The following is a 21,381-nucleotide window of genomic DNA, read 5'->3' on the forward strand; positions in this document are numbered from 1 at the left end:
ACTCTCAGCACTCTCATCTCTCTCGTCACTCTCATCTCTCATCACGCTCACCAGCGGGACAAGGACAGCCACGCCATGCCTACGCACCTCTCCCTTCGCGGCCTGACCCGACGCGGCCTGATACGCGGCGTCACCGCCGCGACCGCCGTCGCCACCCTCGCCACCGGACTCGCCGCCTGCGGGGGCGACAGCGAGGCCGCCGCCAAGACCGGGTCCGCGGGCACGGTCACCGTGGGTCAACTGTCCAACGGGGCGGCGAAGGAGACCGCGTTGAAGGTCTCCGAGGTGAAGTCCATCAACGCCGAATTGCCGGCCTCGGTGCGCAAGAGCGGCAAGCTCGTCATCGGCATCGGCGCCCTGCCCGCGGGAACCGCGCCGCTCAACTACGTGGGCAGCGACCAGAAGACCCTCACCGGTTCCGAACCCGACTTCGGCCGACTGGTGGCCGCGGTCCTCGGACTCAAGCCCGAGATCAAGAACTTCACCTGGGAGAACCTCTTCGTCGGCGTCGACAGCGGCAAGGTCGACGTGGCCTTCTCCAACGTCACCGACACCGAGGAGCGCAAGAAGAAGTACGACTTCGCCTCCTACCGCAAGGACAATCTGGCCTTCGAGGTGCTGAAGAAGAGCACCTGGAACTTCGACGGCGACTACGAGAACCTGGCCGGCCTGACGGTCTCCGTGGGCTCCGGCACCAACCAGGAGAAGATCCTCCTGGAGTGGAAGGCCAAGCTGGCCAAGGAGGGCAAGAAGCTCACCGTCAAGTACTTCCCCGACCAGAACGCGATCAACCTGGCACTCGGCAGCGGCAGGATCGACGCCTTCTTCGGTCCCAACCCCGGTGTCGCCTACCGTGCCCGGCAGACCGCCCGCACGCCCAACCCGACCCGCGGCGCGGGCACCTTCTCCGGCGCCGGCGCGAGCCTCCAGGGCCTCATCGCCGCCACCGCCAAGAAGGGCAGCGGTCTGGCCAAGCCGCTCGCGGACGCCATCAACCACCTGATCGAGAACGGGCAGTACGCCAAGTGGCTGGCCGCCTACAACCTCGCCAACGAGGCCGTGCCGACGTCGCGGGTGAATCCCCCCGGGCTGCCCCTCGACAACTCCTGACGAAGCGTCACCCTCGCCCCGTACATCCCGCGAGCCGCATGCCGAATCGAGGAAGGACTCCGCCTCCGTGGCCCTGCCCACCGACGTCCGCCGAGGCGGAGCCCCCTCCCCGCCCGACACGCGCGCTCTCGACAACGCCGTCTGGGCCGCCCTGGCCGGCCCGCACGCCCATCTCGCCGAGCGGCACGGGCGCGCGGCCCGCTACCGGCCCGACACCTACGACTGCGCCGCCCTCGCCGACCCGGCGGATCCGGCGGCCTGGAGCGACCTGCACACGCTCGTCGGCCCCGGGAACACCGTACGGATCAAATCCGTCAGGCAGGTCCCCGACGGCTGGGAGATCGTCGCGGCCGGTGCGGGCGTACAACTGGTGGACACCGGGCTGCGCGCCGAAGCCGATCCGCAGGCGGTGCGGCTGGGCCTCGCCGACGTCCCCGAGATCCTCGACCTGGTCGGCCGGACCCGGCCCGGACCGTTCCTGCGACGGACCGTCGAGATGGGCACCTACCTCGGCATCCGGCACGGGGGCCGGCTGGTCGCGCTCGCCGGGGAGCGGCTGCGGCTGCCCGGCTGGACCGAGATCAGTGCCGTCTGCACCGATCCGGGACACCGCGGCCGGGGGCTGGCCACCCGGCTGGTGCGGGCGGTCGCGGCGGGCATCCGGGACCGCGGGGAGACCCCCTTCCTGCACGCCGCCGCGGACAACACCCGGGCGGTCCGGCTGTACGAGTCGATCGGGTTCGCCCCGCGCCGCCGCTCGCCGATCCTTCGGGTACGCGCTCCGGGAACATCCGTCGCGGGGCGGGCGTTGTGAGTTCCGATGAGCTCCGCCAGGCGGTCGCCGGTCCGGCCCGCCGTGCCCGACGGACGGAGGTGACGGCCATGGCCCGCGCCCTGCCGTGCGCACGCGCGCCGCGCCTCGCGCGCCCGTACCGCTCCGTCCGGCTGCACTCGCGGCCGCACATCGACCTCCAGCGCGTGTCCGCCGCGCTCTGTCGCCGCTGACCCGAGCCTCGCCCGGCCCCCGGCCGGCTCCCCCCCCGCCGCGCCCGCCTGCGCCACCGGGCATCCACCGGTACCCCGGGCATGTCGGGGACGCGCATCCGCGGGCATCTCCGGACGTCAAGAAAGGCACCGACGTGTCCTCAGCTCCTCCCTCCCCCCTGCACCTCGCCGTCGCGCTCGACGGCACCGGCTGGCATCCCGCCTCCTGGCGGGAGCCGGTCGCCCGCCCCCGCGACCTGTTCACCGCCGGATACTGGGCCGACCTGGTCGCCGAGGCCGAACGCGGCCTGCTCGACTTCGTCACCATCGAGGACGGCCTCGGCCCGCAGTCCTCACACTTCCTGGAGCCCGACGAGCGCACCGACCAGGTCCGCGGCAGGCTCGACGCCGTCCTCATCGCCTCCCGTGTCGCCCCCCTCACCCGGCACATAGGTCTCGTGCCGACCGTGGTGGCCACCCACACAGAGCCGTTCCACATATCCAAGGCCATCGCCACCCTGGACTACGTCAGCGCCGGACGCGCGGGCCTGCGCGTGCAGATCAGCGCCCGGCCGAACGAGGCCGCCCACTTCGGCCGCCGCACCATCGGCCCGATCGCCGCCTACGACAGCCCGGACGCGCGGGAGACGCTCACCGAACTCTTCGACGAGGCCGCCGACCACGTCGAGGTGATCCGCAGGCTCTGGGACAGCTGGGAGGACGACGCCGAGATCCGGGACGCGGCCACGGGCCGCTTCGTGGACCGGGACAAGCTGCACTACATCGACTTCGAGGGCCGCTTCTTCGATGTCAAGGGCCCCTCCATCACGCCCCGGCCGCCGCAGGGCCAGCCGCTGGTCAGCGCCCTCGCCCACCAGACGATCCCGTACCGCCTCGTCGCCCGTCAGGCCGACATCGGTTATGTCACCCCGCACGACGCGCGGCAGGCCCGCGCCATCGTCGCCGAGATCCGCTCCGAGCAGCAGGCCGCCGGCCGCGCCGACGAGACCCTGCACGTCTTCGGGGACCTCGTCGTCCTCCTCGACGACTCCCGGGCCGAGGCGGAGGACCGGCGCGGACGCCTCGACGCGCTCGCGGGCGAGCCGTACACCGGCGATGCCCGGACGTTCAGCGGTACGGCATCCGAACTCGCCGACCTGTTGGAGGAGTTGGCGGAGTCCGGGCTGACCGGGTTCCGGTTGCGGCCCGCCGTCGCCGGTCACGATCTGCCCCGTATCGCCCGGGACCTGGTGCCCGAGCTCCAGCGCCGCCGCCGCTTCCGGGACGCCTACGAGGCCGACACCCTGCGCGGCCTCCTCGGTTTCGCCCGCCCCGCCAACCGCTACGCCGCAGCCACCGCCTGAGTCGGAGGAGAACGCACCCCCATGAGCAAGCCGTTGAAGCAGATCCATCTGGCCGCCCACTTCCCCGGTGTCAACAACACCACCGTGTGGAGCGACCCGGCCGCCGGCAGCCACATCGAGTTCAGCTCCTTCGCGCATTTCGCCCGCACCGCCGAGCGCGCCAAGTTCGACTTCCTGTTCCTCGCCGAGGGCCTCAGGCTCCGCGAACAGGGCGGCCGGATCTACGACCTGGACGTCGTCGGCCGCCCCGACACCTTCACCGTGCTGGCCGCGCTGGCCGCCGTCACAGACCGGCTCGGGCTGACCGGCACCATCAACTCCACCTTCAACGAGCCGTACGAGGTGGCCCGCCAGTTCGCCAGCCTCGACCATCTCTCCGGCGGCCGGGCCGCCTGGAACGTCGTCACCTCGTGGGACGCCTTCACCGGGGAGAACTTCCGCCGCGGCGGTTTCCTGCCGCAGGAGGAGCGCTACTCCCGCGCCCAGGAGTTCCTCACCACCGCGCACGAACTGTTCGACTCCTGGCGCGGCGACGAGATCCTCGCCGACCAGGCCACCGGAGCCTTCCTGCGGGACGCCAAGGCGGGTGCCTTCGAGCACCGGGGGCGGCACTTCGACATCCACGGCCGGTTCAACGTGCCGCGCTCCCCGCAGGGCCGCCCGGTGATCTTCCAGGCTGGCGATTCGGACGACGGCCGCGAGTTCGCGGCCGCCGGCGCGGACGCGATCTTCAGCCGGTACGCCACGCTGCGGGAGGGCCAGGCCTTCTACACGGACGTCAAGTCCCGCCTCGCCAAGTACGGCCGCCGCGCGGACCAGTTGCTCATCCTGCCCGCCGCGACCTTCGTCCTCGGCGACACCGACCAGGAGGCCGCAGAACTGGCCCGCGAGGTGCGTCGGCAGCAGGTCAGCGGGGCGACGGCCATCAAGCACCTGGAGTTCGTCTGGAACCGGGACCTGTCGGCGTACGACCCGGAGGGACCGCTGCCCGACGTGGACCCGGTGGTGAGCGAGGAGCACATCTCCCGGGGCCGCGCCCAGGTGCGGATGTACCGTGACCCGGTCGCCGTCGCCCGCGAGTGGCGGCAGCTCGCCGAGGCCAACAAGTGGTCCATCCGCGAGCTGGTCATCAACACCGGCAACCGGCAGAGCTTCATCGGCTCCCCGGCCACCGTCGCCCGGACCATCAACGACTTCGTGCAGGCGGACGCCTCCGACGGCTTCATCCTGGTCCCGCACATCACCCCCGGCGGCCTGGACCCGTTCGCCGACAAGGTGGTGCCGCTCCTTCAGGAACAGGGCGTCTTCCGCTCCGAGTACGAGGGCACGACCCTGCGCGACCACCTGGGACTGGCGCACCCGGACGACGACGCCGAGGTGGGCGTCGCTGCCGCTGCCGCTGCCGCTGCCGGCGCGTCGGCGACGCGAGCCGCTTCCTGAGGTTCCGAGACCTCACCTGACCCTTTGACCGGCCGGCTCCCCTTGCCGGGCGGGGGAGCGCGTCGTGGGCCGGGGGGAGCGGGGCCGGTGTTTCCGGCCAGGTCGAGGGAGCGAGCCGGAACGGGCCGGCTCGCTCCCTTTCGCATGCGCCGGGAAATCGCCCGGCGGGGCGGTGCGGACGGCCGGCCGGCACATCAGGTCTTGACAAAAGATCCTTTGTTGACATGCCGGGCGCCCGATCCCGGAGATGAACCACGGAATTTCGGAGCCATATCAGGTCGCGGCAAGTCGAGAACCCGCCAAAATTGCGGCGTGTGAATTACTTGACTCGAACTCGGCGCGACTGTTAGAACATGTGACGGAAATCGGGGGTTGCCGCTCAGGGGCGGTGAGAGCAGGGCGGGGGGCGCTGCGTCAGGTATTTCTGCCGGGGGATTCGGGCGCAGGCCCGACACGTGTGCGTATCAGCAGCTCAGATCATTTCGGCGCCGGACCGGGTGTCTTGATTCGGTCTGTCCGCTCCCCTGTGGGCGGCGGCCCGTCGGCGCGCCTTTCTTCTGCACGGCCATACGGGCAATCTTTGGCGTGAACAACACGCCCGCCCGTGCACTTCTGCTGCCTACAGGCCCATAGAACGGTGCGGTTACGTGAAAGCATATCTAGCCATTTTGCGACTCAGGGACTACCGCCTGCTGTGGTCGGCCCTGGTGCTGAATCTCCTGGGTGACGGCGCCAGCTATGCCGCACTCGCCTGGATCACGCTCGACAAGGCCGGCGCCGCCGGTCTGGGCGTCCTGGGTGTCTGTCTCACCCTCCCCGTGATCGTGGGAGGCGCGTTCGTCGGACCGCTGCTCGACCGGTTCTCCCGGCGCAAGCTCTTCATCTCCGACTCGGTCTTCCGGGGCTTCGTCGTCGCGTTGGTGCCGCTGCTGGCGCTGGCCGACGCACTGCACGTCTGGCACCTGTACGCGGTCGCCCTCGTCTACGGACTGCTGAAGATCATCCCGCTGGCCGGCACACCGGCCGTCCTGCCCGAACTGGTCCCCGAGGACAAGCTCCAGGCCGCCTCCGGACTCGAGGCCACCGCCATGGGCGCCGCCAACGTCGTCGGACCCGCCCTCGGCGCACTGATGATCACGGCGTTCGGCGCCCAGAACGTCCTGCTGCTCGACGCCGCCACCTACTTCGCCTTCGCCCTGCTCATCGGCATGATCAAGGCGCCCCTCGCCCGTCCCGAACCGTCCGGTGACGCCCCCGGCGCGAAGCCCGGCTGGAAACCCGTGTTCCGGCTGGTCACCCGTGACCGCTTCCTGCTGGTGCTCACCCTCTCCTTCGGAGCCTTCAACGTCTCGGCGGGTGCCCTGGTGGTCGCCCTGCCCTGGCTCGCCAAGGACGAGTTCCACAGCGGCCCCGGCGTGCTCGGCCTGATGCTGGCCGTGATGGCGGCCGGCGAGCTGATCGGCTCCCTCGTCTCCGGTGCCGTGAAGACCTCCGAGAGGCAGATGCTGCGCATCGGTGTGCTGCAACTCCTGTCCGGCGCCGTGCTGTTCCTGCTCGTACCGAAGGCACTGCCGTTCATCCTGATCGGCCTGGTGCTCAACGGCATCCTGTCCGCGCCCATGACGGTCCTCGGCGGTGTGGTCCGCATGACCCGCGTGCCGGGCGCCATGCGGGGCCGGGCGATGACGCTGATGCGCACCGTCATGGCCGGCGCGCTGCCCGCCGGTTCCGCCCTCGGCGGTGTGCTGCTGAGCGGCGGCCACTACAGCGTTCTCATCCTGGTCGTCGCCTCGCTCGCCGTCCTGCCCGGCGCCCTCACTCTGGTCCTGTTCCGCAACCTCCCCTTCCGGCTGGGGGTGACAGCAGCAGATGACCAGAGTGCGCAGCGGGATACCGACCCGGACGCCGACGCCGTCCCCGCGGGTTCCTGACACCCAGCCCGAGACGGGGGGAGACGCCGTCCTCCTCGTCACCGACCACCCGCGCACCCGGGACGCCGCCGAGGCCGCCTTCGCCTGGCTGCGCCTGCCGAACGCCGCGACACCGCACGACCTGGCGGCGTTCGCCGTACTGCTGCACCGGTACACCGGTCAGCGTCGGCTGCTGCTCGACGTCGACCTGGGCGAACGCGGCGCGGGGTCCCTGACCCTCACCGTCGAGCCGGACGAACCGGTCTCCGCCCTGCTGGCCCGGACCGCGCACGCGGCCCCGCGACAGCGCCCCGCGGACACCGCCGTACGCTACGCGGACCACCCGGTGCCCGCGGGCTCGGCGGAACTCGCGCTGACCCGGGACGGGGCCGACCTGCTCCTGGGCTACCGGACCTCACTCTTCGACGAGTCGACCGCGCGGCGCCTGGGCGGCCATCTCCGGCGCGTCGCCGCGTTCCTCGGACGCTGCCCGCAGGACCCGGTGCACGAGGCGGACCTGCTCGACGACGAGGAACGGGCGCTCATCCTCGGCGCCTTCAACGACACCGCCCGGCCCTACCCGGACAGCGCCACCGTCCCGGCGCTCTTCGGCGAGCAGGCCCGCAGGACACCGGAGGCGACGGCCGTCACCGACTGCTCGGGGCGGCTGACCTACGGCGAGCTCGACGCGGCCGCCGACCGGCTCGCCCACGCCATCCGGGCGGCCGGCGCACGCCACGGGGAGCGGGTGGGCCTGCGCACCGGGCGTACCGCGGACCTCGTCGTCGGCGCGCTCGGCATCCTCAAGGCCGGCTGTGCCTACCTGCCGCTGGAGACCGGCCACCCGGCCCGGCGCACCGAATGGCTGCTCGCCGACGCTTCGGTGCGTGTCCTGGTCGCCTCGCCCGAGCTGCCCGTGGACTTCGCCTTCGACGGAACGGTGCTCCACCCCACGGCACACCTCCCCGCGCCCCCCACGGAACACCACCGCGCGCACACGGCGCCGGCCTCGGCGGCCGACCTCGCCTACATCTGCTACACCTCCGGAACCACCGGGCAGCCCAAGGGAGTCGAGGTCACCCACCGCAATGTGGTGCGGCTGGTCAAGGGCACGGACTACGTCCGGTTCGGACCCGACCTCAGGGTCCTGCCCACCGGCTCCATCGCCTTCGACGCCAGCACCTTCGAGCTGTGGGGCCCGCTGCTGAACGGCGGCAGCGTGCACCTGGCGGACTCCGACGTCATCCTGGACGCCCGCGCCCTCGGGCGTGAGCTGGCGGCCCACGACATCACCACCCTGTGGCTGACCTCGCCGCTGTTCAACCAGCTCGTGGAACAGGACGCCACCGCCTTCCGCGGGCTGCGCGAACTCCTCGTCGGCGGTGACGCCCTGTCCTCCGTGCACGTCGCGAAGGTGATGACGGCCTGCCCCGGCCTCACGCTGGTCAACGGGTACGGCCCCACCGAGAACACCACCTTCTCGCTCACCCACCGGCTCAGCCGGGACGACCTGGGCCGGATACCCATCGGGCGTCCGATCGCGCACTCGACCGCCTATGTCCTGGACGACCGGGGGCGGCTGTGCCCCGTCGGCGTGCCCGGCGAACTGTGCCTGGGCGGGGACGGGGTGGCGCGCGGCTATCTGGGCCGGCCCGAGCTGACCGCGGAGCGCTTCACGGCGGACGCGTTCTCCCCGGGCGGCGGACGCCTCTACCGCAGCGGTGACCTGGCGCGCTGGCGGCCCGACGGGATCGTGGAGTTCCTCGGCCGGCGCGACCACCAGGTCAAGGTGCGCGGGTTCCGCATCGAACCGGCCGAGGTGGAGAAGGCCATGCTCGGCCACCCGGACGTGGCGGAGGCCATCGTGCTCGCCCGCTCCCGTCCGGGCCGGGGGGAGAAGTACCTGTGCGGCTACTACGCCGGGCCGCGCCCGCCGGCACCGGAGACCCTGCGGGCCCATCTGGCGCAGGCGCTCGCGCCCCACATGGTCCCCGCCCACCTCGTCCCGCTCGCGGCGCTGCCGCTGAACCACACCGGCAAGGTCGACCGCGCCGCCCTGCCCGACCCCGACGGCACCCGGCTGCTGCCCGGCACCCCCGCCGTCCCGCCCGCGGACGACATCGAGCGAGCCCTGGTGGACCTCGCCGAACAGGCGCTGGGCGTCGAGGGGATCGGCGTCACCCACGATCTGCGCGACCTCGGCGCCGACTCCCTCACCGCCACCCTGATCGCCGCCGGCGCCCGGGAGAGACTCGGACGCGCCTGCCCCGTCAGCGTCGTGCTGCGCTCCGGCACCCTCGCCCGGCTCGCCGCACTGCTGCGGGAGAGCGACCCCGTCACCGAACCGGCGATCGGGCCCGCGCCGTCCCGGCCGTCCTACCCGGTCACTCCGCAGCAGCGCCGGCTCTTCTTCGAACAGCTCAAGGACGAACGGGCGGTGCACTACAACGTGCCGCTCACGCTCGAACTGCCCGCCGACACCGACCCGTCGCGGCTCGCCGACGCCCTGCGCCGACTGGCCCGGCGCCATGACGCGCTGCGCACCCGGTTCACCGTCACGGACGACGGCGAGGTAGCGCAGCACATCGAAGCGGACATCGGCATCGGCATCGGCATCGGCATCGACGCCGACGCCGAGTCGCCGATCCGGCTGCACGACGGCGAACCAGGGCCGCTCGCCGCCTTCGTCCGGCCCTTCGACCTGTCCCGGGCACCCCTGTGGCGGGCGGAGGTGCACCGCACGCCGACCGCCGTCGTCCTGCGCCTGGACCTGCACCACATCGTGGTCGACGGCTTCTCGCTGGCCCCGCTGCTCGAGGACCTCACCGCCCTGTACGCGGGCGACGAACCGCCGGCGCCCACGCTCCGGTACCGCGACTACGCCGTCTGGCTGGCCGGACCCGAGGGGCGAAGGCAGCGCAAGTCACAGGAGGCGTACTGGCGCCGGGAGTTCGCCACCGCGCCCGACCCGCGTGATCTGCCCACGGACCAACCCCGGCCGCCCCTGCGGGAACTCGCGGGCGACGTCGTCGAATTCGACCTGGGCCCGCGGCGCACGGCACGCCTCAGGGAGCTGGCCAGGCAGCGGGACGTCACCCTGTTCGCGGTGCTCGCCTCGGCCTACGGCATCCTGCTCGGCCGGCTCAAGGGCACGGCGGACGTCACGATCGGCACACCCGCCTCGGGGCGCACGGCCCCCGGACTGCACCGCACGGTCGGCATGTTCGCGCAGACGGTGTGCCTGCGCGTCGACGCGGACCCGGCCCTGTCCTACGACACCTGTCTGCGGCGTACCGCCCGCACCGCCGAGGAGGCCTTCGCCCACCAGGACTTCCCGTTCGACGACGTCGTCGCCCTGGCCGCGCCGGTACGCGACTACAGCCGCACCCCGCTCTTCGACGCCCTCATCGCCCTGCACAGCGCCCGCTATCTGGCGGTCGACTTCCAGGGGGCCCGGGTGCCGCTGCGCCTGGAACACACCGGGCAGGCCGTCTTCGACCTCAACCTGCAGATCCACGAGGACGCCGACACCCTGCGGGCGGCCTGGGGTTACGCGTCCGGGCTGCTGCGCCGGGACACGGTGGAGGGCTGGCGCGACGACCTCGTGGCCCTGCTCGACGCCCTCACGGCCGACCCGGCGGCCCCGCTCGGCGCACTGTGTCCCGGCCACCCCGCGTCCGCCGCACCGGCGGCCGCGCGATCCGCCCCACCCGACCTCGACTTCGACCTCTGACCCGCTGGGCGCCCCGGCGCCCGAGCACCTGACGCCGTCACCCCCCCCACCGTCCGACGGGTGACTCGCCGCGGTCCATCGATCACTCCGTGTGTACGCCTGATCCCACGTCGCTTCAGCGCAGGAGACATCGCATGCAATCGCTCGACCACGAGGCAGCACTCTCCGCACCGCAAGCGCGGGACGGCCACTGGCGATCCCAGCTGGCCTCGCTCGCGCAGCCCTCCGGTTTCCTCCCCGACCTCCGGCCGCGCGACGGCCGACGCGAACCGGAGACCGGCACCCACGTCCGCCGCCTCGGCCCGGCTCTCACCGAGCGGCTCGACCGGATCAGCCGCGGCAAGCCCGAGATGCTCCACGTCGTCCTCACCTCCGCGCTGGTCGCCCTGCTGGGCCGCCACACCGGCCAGGACGAGGTGACCGTCGCCCAGCCGACGCGCGGGGCCGCGCCCGAGTTCGCGGGCGGCCCACTGCTGGTGCGCGCCCGGCCCGACGGCACCCTGCGCGAGCTGCTGTCCCGGGTCTCGGCCGCCGTACGCGAGGCCGAACAGCACCAGGACTTCCCGGTGGCCGCACTCGCCGCCGAACTGGGGCGCACCGACGTCTTCGAGACCGCGCTGGAACTGACGGGCTTCCACGACCCCGGCCCGCGCACGCTCGGCGGCACCCGTTTCGTCGTCGCACGCGAGGGCGGCGAACTGGTGGTGAGCCTCCACTACGACCGCCACCGGTACGCCGAGGCCTCCATGCGGTGGGCCGCCGCCCAGTACGCGCTGCTGCTGGAGCGCGCCACGGCCGAGCCCGACCTGCCGGTGACCCGAATCGAGCTGCGCACCGCCGAGGACGACGCGGTCATCGCGGCGAGCAACGACACCCGGCAGCCCTTCGACGAGGACGCCACCCTGCACGGCCTGTTCGCCGCCCAGGCGGCCCGCACCCCCGACGCGCCGGCCCTGCTGACCGACGACTCGACCATCACCTTCGCCGAACTCGACGCCCGCTCCGACCGGTTGGCGCACACCCTGCGCGAGCGCGGGATCGGGCCGGGCGAGATCGTCGCCCTGATCGCGGACCGCTCCCCGGAGCTGATCGCGGGCATCATCGCCGTCCTGAAGGCGGGCGCGGCCTATCTGCCGGTCGACCCCTCCTACCCGCGCTCGCGCATCGACTACCTGCTCGAGGACAGCTCCGCCCGCCTCGTCCTGCACCAGGCCCGCTTCGCCGACGCCGCCGGCGGCACACCGGGGATCGACCTGGACGACGAGGCGTCCTACGCGACCGGCGCCGGTCGCGTCGAACCGTCGGCCACCGCGGGGGACGTCGCCTACGTCATCTACACCTCCGGTTCGACCGGACGCCCCAAGGGTGTCCTGGTGGAACACCGCGGCGCCGTCAACCGGCTGAACTGGATGCAGCGCGCCTACCCGGTCGGCCCCGGCGACGTCCTGCTGCAGAAGACCTCCGTCTCCTTCGACGTCTCCGTCTGGGAGCTGTTCTGGTGGTCCTTCACCGGAGCCGCCCTCGCACTGCCCGCCCCGGGCACCGAGAAGGACCCCGCCGCGCTGCTCGCCGCGATCGACCGGCACCGGGTCACCACCGTGCACTTCGTGCCCTCGATGCTCACCATGTTCCTGGGACACCTCGCCAGGTTCGGTGACGGCTCCGAACTGGGCACGCTGCGCCAGGTGTTCACCAGCGGCGAGGCGCTGAACCCGGCCCAGAGCGAGAAGTTCGCCGAACTCGTCCCCGGCGCCCGGCTGGTCAACCTCTACGGCCCCACCGAGGCGACGGTGGACGTCACCCACCAGCCGGTGGCCGGCCTCGGCGACCTGGCCCGGCTGCCCATCGGCCGGCCCATCGACAACATCCGGCTGTACGTGCTCGACGCCGAAGGCCACACGTGCGCGGTAGGCGTCCCCGGCGAACTCCACGTGGCGGGCGTCGGCGTGGCCCGCGGCTACCTCGGGCGGCCCGAGCTGACCGCGGAGAAGTTCGTCACCGGCGCGGCCGTGCGCGCCGCGACCGGTGAGGAGCGGCTGTACCGCACCGGGGACCGGGCCCGGCTGCTGCCCGACGGCACACTCGACTACCTGGGCCGCGTCGACCTCCAGGTGAAGGTGCGCGGTTTCCGCGTCGAGCCGGGCGAGATCGAGGAGCGGCTGCGCGCCCACGACCGGGTGCGGGACGCCGCGGTCGTCGCCGTCGACGACGGCTGGCAGACCTCGCTGCGCGGCTTCGTCGTCGCGGACGGCGAGGTGGGCGAGGCGGCGCTGAAGGAACACATCCGCCAGGAGCTGCCGGAGTACATGATCCCGGGCCGCGTCCTGGTGCTGGACCGGCTTCCGCTCACCCCCAACGGCAAACTGGACCGGGCGTATCTGCGTACCCCCGAGGCCCTGCGCCGCAAGGCGCCCGCCCATGTGGCGCCGCGCAACGGGCGGGAGGAGATTCTCGCCGGTATCTGGCGCGACGTCCTCGGTGTCGCCCGGGTCGGCGTGCACGACAACTTCTTCGCCCTGGGCGGCAACTCGATCCACTTCGTGTCCGTGCTCGCCAAGTCCCGTGCGAAGGGACTGGACTTCACCTTCCAGCAGCTGTTCCGTCACCAGACCATCGCCCAGCTCGTCGAGACCATCGACGGTGACGGCACATCCGGGGCCGTGGTCGCGGACGTGGCGGCACGCGGCGCCTTCCAGCCGTTCGAGCTGGTCTGCGAGGCCGACCGGGCCCTGCTGCCCGAGGACGCGGAGGACGCCTATCCGCTGTCGATGCTCCAGGCGGGCCTGATCTTCCAGACCGAGATCACCGGGGGACTCGGCCAGTACCACGACGTGCTGAGCTACTCGATCACCGGCGCCTTCGACACCGAGGCGTTCACCGAGGCCGTACGGCAGCTGACCGGCCGGCACCCGATCCTGCGCACCACCTACCACCTCACCGGATACAGCGAGTTCCTCCAGATCGTGCACCGCGACGTGCCACCGCCCCTGACCGTCGACGACCTGCGCCACCTCGACGAGGCCGGCCAGGAGGCCTGGCACGAGCGGTGGCTGGCCCGCGAGAAGTCCCGCGCCTTCGTGTGGGAGGAGGGCGGCCTGGTCACCCTCCATGTGCAGGTGCTCGGCGACGAGCACTACCGGTACACGGTCAGCCAGCACAACTCGGCGCTGGACGGCTGGTCCATCTCCCTGCTGCACACCCAGCTGTTCGAGCTGTACCACCAAATCCGCGAGGGCCGCGACACCTCCCGCCCGCCGGTCGACAACCATCTGCGCAACTTCGTCGGCCTGGAACGGGAGGCGCTGCGCTCACCGGAGTCCAGGGAGTTCTGGAGCTCGGTGCTGGCGGACCCGCGGCCCGCCCGCGTCCCCCCGAGGCCCGGTGCCGGGCACACCGACGACTTCACCGTCGTCCTGCGCGACGTACCGCTGCCCGAGGGACTCGCCAAGCGCGTCGAGGCCACCGCCGACGCCCTGTCCGTGCCCTTCAAGGACGTGCTGCTCGCCGCCCATATGAAGGTCCTCGGCCTGGTCGCGGGCCAGGACACGGTGATGACCGGCTACGAGCACAGCGGCCGGCCCGAACTGCCCGGCGCGGAGACCACGCTCGGCCTGCACCTGAACACGGTCCCCTTCCAGGTGGACCTGGCGGGCGGCAGCTGGGCGGACCTCGTGCGCCGGGTCTACCGCGCCGAACTCGACCTGCTGCCCCATCGCCGCTACCCGATGGCCAAGATGAAGCAGGACCTCGCCACCCAGCGCACCCTGTTCGAGACCACCTTCAACTTCACGCACTTCTACCTGCTGAAGAACCTCAGGCAACTGCCCGAGTTCTCCCTGCTGGGCATGCGCGTGGACTCGGAGACCGAGTTCCCCTTCCGTACGGAGTTCTCCCGGAACTTCTTCACCGACGAGGTCGAACTCTGCCTGCACTACCACACCCACCTCTACGACGAGGAGCAGATCGACCGGATCGGCGGCTACTTCGTCCGCGTCCTGGAGTCGATGACGAGTGAGCCGGACGCGCCGCACGAGGCGCGCCACCTGCTCGCCGAGGAGGACGCGGCACTGCTGGGCCACGCCCCCGCGGAGCCGCGCGCCGAGGCCGGAACGGGCACTCCGGCCGGCGGCACGGCGTCGGCGGCCACCGTCGCCCGCATCCGTACGGCCTGGGCGGGCGTCCTCGGCCTGCCGGAGGGGGAGATCGGCGCCGACGCCGACTTCTTCGCCCTGGGCGGCAACTCGCTCTCCGCGCTCCGCGTCGTCCTGGAACTCGACGGCCTGGTCACGCTCTCCGACCTGACCCGCGTGCCCCGCCTGACCGCACTCGCCGCACTCGTCGACACCCACGAACACGACGACGAGGAGGAACTGCTCCACCTGCTGTCGTCCACCGCCGACGGAGCCCGGGCCGCGGTCGTCTGCGTGCCCTACCCCTGCGGTCACCCGGTCAACTTCAAACCGCTCGCCGACGCCATCGGCGAACTCACCGACGAACTGGTGGTGTACGGCCTCGAACCACCCGGCCACAACCCGAGCCGCCCGGGAGACTTCACCGACGTCACCGAGACGGTCGAGCGGACGGTGGCGCGGATCGAGGCGAAGGCCGACCTGCCCCTGATCCTGTGGGGCCACTGCGGCGGTGCCGCCGTCACCGTCGAGCTGGCCCGGGTGCTGGAGGAACGCGGATTCGACCTGCGGCACGTCTTCATCGGCTCCAAGCTGCTGCCCCCCGCGTCCGAGATGCGGGAGTCCATCGAGATGATCGAGAGCTGGACCGACGACGAGATCATCCGCTACATGGTCGACGAGACCGGCTACAGCGAGCTGGACGGCCTCGACGCCCGGTACACCTCGTTCACCGGCAGCCTCTTCCGGCACGACGTCTGCGGCGGCTACCGCTACTTCATCGGCCTGACCGAGGACGGCCCCGACTGGCGGATCGAGGCACCGGTCACCGTCGTCGTCGCCGACGACGACAAGGGGCTGGCCCACGCCGCCGACACGTTCCGCTGCTGGGAACGCGTCGCCGACCGCGTCGACTTCCGGCGGCTGGCCTCGGGCGGCCACTACTTCGTGCGCGGCAACCCCGCCGGGACCGGCGAACTCATCCGGCGGGCCTGGGCGTCCGCGGCCGAACTGGAGGACTGACATGCCGATACCCGTCCTGTGCTTCCCCTTCGCGGGCGCCGGCGCCTCCGCGTTCCGCCGCTGCCAGGAGTACGGCAGCGACACCGTCGTCATCACCCCCGTCCAACTGCCCGGCCGGGAGGAGCGGTTCGGCGAGGAGCCGTACACCGACGTCCTCGCGGCGGTGGACGACCTGCTGCCGTCCGTGCTCGACCAGATCGCCGGCAGCCCGGCCGTCGCCCTCTTCGGGCACAGCCTCGGCGCGGTCCTCGCCTACGAGATGGCACACCGCATCACCGCGCTCGGCCGGCCCGAGGTGGTCAAGCTGTTCGTCTCCGGTTCCCCCGGCCCCTGGACCCGGCGGGAGACCCGCGCCACCGGCCTGAGCGACGACGAGTTCCTGCGCCAGGTGCGGGACTTCGCCGGCTACTCCCATCCCGCCCTCGAACACCCCGACCTGCGGGAGATGCTGCTGCCGCCGCTGCGCGCCGACGTCGAGATGCACGAGAACTACCGGGCGCCCTCGCAGAAACCACTGGCGGTCCCGGTGATCTCGGTGCGCGGGGAGAGCGACGAACTGGTCTCCCGGGAGCAGGCCGCCGAGTGGGAGGCGTCCACCACCGCCGGCTGCCGGCAGGTCGAACTGCCCGGCGGACACATGTACCTGGTGGACTCGCCCGTCGGCCTGGTCCGGCTCCTGGACGCCGAACTCGCCGCACCGGGAGTCCTGCGATGAGCCCGGTGCTCACCGCCGGCGCCCTCGCCGGCAAGGCCGCGATCGTCACGGGCGCGGCCCGCGGCATCGGCCGGGCGTGCGCGCTGGCCTACGCCCGGGCCGGGGCCGACCTGCTGCTCACCGACATCGGCCACGACCTGGACGGGGTGCCCTACCCGCTGGGCACCCCCGGCCAACTCGCGCACACCGCAAGGCTCTGCCGCGAGCAGGGCCCCGGGACCACGGTGATCACCGCGGAGGCGGACGTCCGGGACCTGGACGCCGTGCGCGCGGTGGTCGACAGCGCCCTGGACCGGTTCGGCAGGATCGACGTACTGCTCAACAACGCCGGGATCGCCGCCCCTTCGGGCAAGACGGTGCACGACATCGCGCCCGACGAGTGGGACCTGATGCTCGACATCGACGTCTCGGGCGCCTGGCGCATGATCCGGTCCGTGGGCGCGGCCATGACCGGTCGCCGTTCCGGCAGCGTCATCAACGTCGCCTCCACCGCCGGCCTGGTCGGCTACCGCCATTTCGCGGGATACGTGACGGCCAAGCACGCCCTCGTCGGGCTGACCAAGGCGGCCGCCCTGGACCTCGCGCCGTACGGGGTGCGGGTCAACGCCCTGTGCCCGGGCTCGGTGCGCGACGACGACGCCGCCGAGGGCCGCATGCTCACGGAGATCGCCCGGTCCCTCGAGGTGCCGGTCGAGGAACACGAGGAGACCTTCGTGGCGGCCCAGCCCATGAACCGGCTGATCGAACCGGAGGACGTGGCGGGGGCCGCCGTATGGCTCGGCTCCGACGCCGCACGCCAGGTGACCGGCACGACCGTGACGGTCGACGGCGGATTCACCAGCCGATGACGGGGGAGGAAACGCGATGACGAACACCGACACCGACCGGCTGTGCCGGTCGATGGCGCTCCGCGTGCACACCGGGGCCGACCCACGGCGGCTCGGCCGCGCCCTGGCGCACGCCGTGAGCGGCGCCCGGCTGTGGGTGGAGGACGTACCGGGCGGCGCGGACAGCGAGGTCGCCGCCCTGCACCGGGAGCGCGAACTGTCCCGCTCCGCCGACCCGCGCACCGGCCCCGGCCTGCGCGCGGTGCTGCTGCGGTACACGGACCAGGTGGCCGACCTGGTCGTGGTCGCCCACCGCGCGGTCCTGGCCGACCCCTACGACCTGGCCCGGGCGGTACTCGCCGACACCACCCCGCCGGAGGTGGCCCCGGCGGGTGGGGGAGCGGCTCCGGCCGGCGCGGCCACGGCGGAGCACGGCGAGCGGCTGCGGGCGGCACTGAACGCCCTCGACCGGGCGGAGCCCCCCGTGTGGGGATGCGGCACGGCCGGCGACCCGGCCACCGGCGAGCACGCCTTCACGGTGCCCGCCGACGGCGCCCTGCCCGCCGCACTCACCCTGCGGGCCGCGCTCGGCCTGGTCCTGGCACGCTGCACCGGCCGCGAGGAGGTGGTGCTCGGCGTGGACCCGGAACACGCCCTCACCCTCAGCACCGAAGGGGCACCGACGGTCGGCCAGTACCTCGAACGCGTCCGGCGGGCCGTCCCGGCACCCGGCCCCGCCCCCGCGGTCGGCCTGTTCACCACGGACGCGCCCGAGGCACTCACCGGCGAGGGCGTGAAGGCCGAGACCATCGACGTCCGGCCCTTCCTCGCGCCCCCGCACCACCTGACGGTGCACCTCGCCGACGACGGTTCCACCGTCCTCACCGGCACCTGCCGCTACCGCCGCTCCGCCTTCGGCGACGAGACGGTGCGCTGGCTCTCCGGCATGCTCGCCACCGCCCACCGGTCCCTGGTCGCGGCCGACCCCGACACCCCGCTCACCGCCCTCGCCCTCCTCGACGACGCCCAGCGTCACGCCCTGGCCCGGCTCGGAGGCCTCAAGACCCCGGCCCCGGCGCCCGACGAGCGGATCGAGCAGACCGTACGCGGCTGGGCACGGCGCACCCCCGACGCGCCCGCCGTCACCTTCGAGGACCGCACCCTGACCTACCGGCAGCTCGACGAGGAGGCGGCCCGAGGCGCCGCCGGGCTGCGGCGGCTGGGCGTGCGCCCCGGCGACCGGGTCGGCGTCTGCCTCGACCGCTCCCTCGATCTCGTCGTGGTGCTGCTCGCCGTGCTCAAGGCGGGCGCCGCCTACGTCCCGATGGACCCCGCCTATCCGGAGGAACGGCTCGCCTACACCACCGAGGACGCCGCACCGCGTCTGGTGGTCACCGAGTCCGAGGCGTTCCCCCACACCGACGGGGTACGGCTCGTACCGCCCCGCGCCCTGGCCGCCGACGGGCAACCGGACACCGCCGCCGATCCGCCGGCCGACGCCCCGGCCTACGTCATCTACACCTCGGGATCCACCGGCCGGCCCAAGGGCGTCGTCGTACCGCACCGCAACGTCGCCGCACTGCTCGCCGCCACCAAGGACGACTTCGGGCTCGGCACCGACGACGTGTGGACGCTCTTCCACTCCAGCGCGTTCGACTTCTCCGTGTGGGAGATCTGGGGCTGCCTGATGACCGGCGGCCGGCTGGTCGTCGTACCGTACTGGGCGTCGCGGGACCCCGCGCGGTTCGCCGCGCTGCTCGCCGCCGAGCGGGTCACCGTGCTCAGCCAGACCCCGAGCGCCTTCGCGCAGCTGATGCGGGTGGACCGGGACGAGCCGGTCTCCGCCTCCGTGCGCCTGGTCGTCTTCGGCGGTGAACCCCTGGACACCCGCCCCCTGAGGTTCTGGCAGGACCGCCACCCCGAGGAGGAGTGCCGGCTCGTCAACATGTTCGGCATCACCGAGACCACCGTGCACGTCACCGCGCAGACCGTCACCCGCCGCGAGGCACTCACCGGCTCCCGTTCCGTCGGCCGCCCCCTGCCCGGCTGGCACGTCTACGTCCTCGATCCCGAGGGCCGCGAGCTGCCGCCCGGCGTCCCCGGCGAGATCTACGTCGGCGGCCACGGCGTGGCCGGCCGGTACCTCAACCGTCCCGAGCTGACCGAGCAGCGCTTCCTGCCCGACCCGCACGCGCCCGGACTCATGTACCGCAGCGGCGACCGCGGGCGGCTGCTGCCCGACGGCCGGCTGGAACACCTCGGCCGTCTCGACAACCAGGTGAAGCTGCGCGGCTTCCGTATCGAACTGGACGAGATCCGGGCCCGGTTGCTCGACGCGCCGGCGGTCGACGCGGCGGCCGTGGTGCTGCGCGAGGGCACCGACGGCGACACGGCCGGGGCCCGGCTGGACGGCTACGTCGTCTTCCGTGCCGACGGTGCCCTCACCGGCGACGTCCAGGACGTACGGCGGCACGCGGCCCGCTTCCTGCCGGACCACATGGTCCCGTCCACCCTCACCGCGCTGTCGGCCCTGCCGCTGACCCCCAACGGCAAGGTCGACACCGCCCGGCTGCCCCTGCCGCTCGGCGACCAGGGCCCCGCCGTGCCCGAGGCGGCCGGCGACGACCTCGCGTCACGGCTGCGCGCGGTGTGGGAGAAGCTCTTCGGCTTCCGGGTCGGACCCGACGACGACTTCTTCGCCCTCGGCGGCAACTCCCTGCTCGGCGTACGGCTGTTGGCGGCGATGCGGGAACAGGGGCTGCCCACGTTCCCGCTGCCCCAGCTGTATCTGCACCGCACGGTGACCGCCCTCACCGCGGTCCTCGAAGGGGCGGAGGCCCGCACATGACCCTCCTGCTGATCGGCGCCGGATCCCGAGCCTACCGGGCCTACCTGCTGCGTTCCGTGGCCGAGGAGTACGACATCCATCTGCTCGCCGACCGGGCGCCGACCTGGGAGACGCCGTACCTGAGCGGACACACCGTGGTCGACACCTCGGACGTCACGGCGCTACGGGAAGCCGCCCGGACGCTCACCTGCGAGGCCGTGCTCACCTGGGACGACACCCGGGTGGTGCAGACCGCCGGGCTGGCCGCCGCCCTCGGACTGCCGGGCACGCCGCCCGAGGCGGCCCTGCGCTGCCGGGACAAACGGGCCACCCGCGAGGCCCTGGACCGCGCCGGGGTGCCGCAGGCCCGGTCCATCCTGGTGACGTCGCTGCCGCAGGCGCGCGCCGCGGCGGCCCGGGTGGGCTACCCGCTGGTGCTCAAACCCCGCGCCCTGAACGCCAGTACGGGCGTGGTGAAGGTCGGGTCGGCCGACGCGCTGGCCCGCTCCTTCCGTCTCGCCCGGGCGGCCACCGCGCCCGGGGCGATGGAGGTGGCCCCCGGGGACGTCCTGGTGGAGGAGTACCTGGACGGACCCGAGATCAGTGTGGACGCCGCCTGGCACGAGGGCCGTATGACACCGGCGTTCGTCGCCCGCAAGGAATGCGGCTTCCCGCCCTACTTCGAGGAGACCGGGCACCTGGTCGACGGCTGGGACCCGCTGCTGTCGGACCCCCGGCTGCTCGAGGTGGTCCAGGCGGCGCACACGGCGGTGGGCTTCACCACCGGATGGACCCATACCGAGCTTCGGCTGACCTCGGACGGCCCGAGGATCGTCGAGATCAACGCCCGTATCGGCGGCGACCGCATCCCCGACATCGGGCGGCTCGCGCTCGGCGTCGACGCGGCACGGGCCGCCGCCCAGGTGGCCTGCGGGCGGCGGCCGGAGCTGACGGCACGCGAGCGCCGGGTCGCGGCCGTGCGGTTCCTGTATCCGGAGGCGGACTGCATCGCACGCGAGGTGCGCGTCGAGCCGGGCGCGCTGCCCGGCTCGGTGGACTCGGCGGAGGCGATCGCCCTGCCGGGCCAGGAACTCAGACTCCCCCCGAACGGTCATGTGTCCGGGCGGTACGCGCTGATCACCGTGGCGGCGGAGAGCGCCGAGCAGTGCCGCGCGGATCTGGACAAGGCGGCCGAAGCCGTCGGCCTGGAGGTGCTGCGGACCCTGTGAGGTCCGACGCGGGGTCCGGGCACAGGTTCCGGACCCCGGTCGACGGACGCCGGGTCGGTGGGGGCAAGTCGGCGGACGTCGAGTCGATGGAC

General features: G+C 72.8%; 12 protein-coding genes. All 12 read left to right on the plus strand.

Features of this window, described 5'->3' with window-relative positions; all coding sequences use genetic code 11:
* The first annotated feature begins 75 nt into the window (after positions 1–75).
* The 12 genes from ACIBA9_RS00540 (at position 76) to ACIBA9_RS00595 (ending at position 21,289) form a co-directional block, all read left to right on the plus strand.
* Positions 76–1,110, plus strand: coding sequence for an ABC transporter substrate-binding protein (locus ACIBA9_RS00540; RefSeq protein WP_399359164.1), 1,035 nt, complete (start codon positions 76–78; stop codon positions 1,108–1,110).
* Positions 1,111–1,177: 67 nt separating this feature from the next.
* Positions 1,178–1,924: a GNAT family N-acetyltransferase gene (locus ACIBA9_RS00545; RefSeq protein ID WP_399359165.1), complete on the plus strand. Its 747-nt coding sequence runs from the start codon at positions 1,178–1,180 to the stop codon at positions 1,922–1,924.
* A gap of 68 nt (positions 1,925–1,992) precedes the next feature.
* Entirely contained in the window at positions 1,993–2,115 is a 123-nt protein-coding gene (locus ACIBA9_RS00550; protein ID WP_399359977.1) for a putative leader peptide, read from the plus strand.
* A gap of 134 nt (positions 2,116–2,249) precedes the next feature.
* The gene (locus ACIBA9_RS00555; protein WP_399359166.1) at positions 2,250–3,458 is read left to right on the plus strand and encodes an LLM class flavin-dependent oxidoreductase; all 1,209 of its coding nucleotides are present in this window, start codon (positions 2,250–2,252) and stop codon (positions 3,456–3,458) included.
* Between the two features lie 21 nt (positions 3,459–3,479).
* A complete protein-coding gene (locus tag ACIBA9_RS00560) occupies positions 3,480–4,898 on the plus strand; it encodes an NtaA/DmoA family FMN-dependent monooxygenase (RefSeq protein WP_399359167.1) in 1,419 nt (472 codons plus the stop codon).
* A 668-nt stretch (positions 4,899–5,566) separates the two neighbouring features.
* Positions 5,567–6,829, plus strand: a complete 1,263-nt coding sequence (locus ACIBA9_RS00565; protein ID WP_399359168.1) for an MFS transporter — start codon at positions 5,567–5,569, stop codon at positions 6,827–6,829.
* Positions 6,768–10,541: an amino acid adenylation domain-containing protein gene (locus ACIBA9_RS00570; RefSeq protein WP_399359169.1), complete on the plus strand. Its 3,774-nt coding sequence runs from the start codon at positions 6,768–6,770 to the stop codon at positions 10,539–10,541. The genes ACIBA9_RS00565 and ACIBA9_RS00570 overlap by 62 nt, the downstream gene beginning before the upstream one ends.
* 134 nt (positions 10,542–10,675) lie before the next feature.
* A complete protein-coding gene (locus tag ACIBA9_RS00575; RefSeq protein WP_399359170.1) occupies positions 10,676–15,691 on the plus strand; it encodes an amino acid adenylation domain-containing protein in 5,016 nt (1,671 codons plus the stop codon).
* A gap of 1 nt (position 15,692) precedes the next feature.
* Complete coding sequence (locus ACIBA9_RS00580; RefSeq protein WP_399359171.1) at positions 15,693–16,406, plus strand: thioesterase II family protein; 714 nt, start codon at positions 15,693–15,695, stop codon at positions 16,404–16,406.
* Positions 16,403–17,254 (plus strand): SDR family oxidoreductase, encoded by an 852-nt coding sequence (locus ACIBA9_RS00585; RefSeq protein ID WP_362151940.1) that lies wholly within the window; start codon positions 16,403–16,405, stop codon positions 17,252–17,254. Before ACIBA9_RS00580 ends, ACIBA9_RS00585 begins: the two co-directional genes overlap by 4 nt.
* A 16-nt stretch (positions 17,255–17,270) precedes the next feature.
* Positions 17,271–20,081, plus strand: a complete 2,811-nt coding sequence (locus ACIBA9_RS00590; RefSeq protein ID WP_399359172.1) for a non-ribosomal peptide synthetase — start codon at positions 17,271–17,273, stop codon at positions 20,079–20,081.
* Positions 20,078–21,289, plus strand: a complete 1,212-nt coding sequence (locus ACIBA9_RS00595; RefSeq protein ID WP_399359173.1) for an acetyl-CoA carboxylase biotin carboxylase subunit family protein — start codon at positions 20,078–20,080, stop codon at positions 21,287–21,289. Before ACIBA9_RS00590 ends, ACIBA9_RS00595 begins: the two co-directional genes overlap by 4 nt.
* Positions 21,290–21,381 lie beyond the last annotated feature (92 nt).

The sequence above is a fragment of the Streptomyces sp. NPDC051452 genome (assembly GCF_044454765.1).
In the GTDB taxonomy this organism is placed as follows: Bacteria; Actinomycetota; Actinomycetes; order Streptomycetales; family Streptomycetaceae; genus Streptomyces.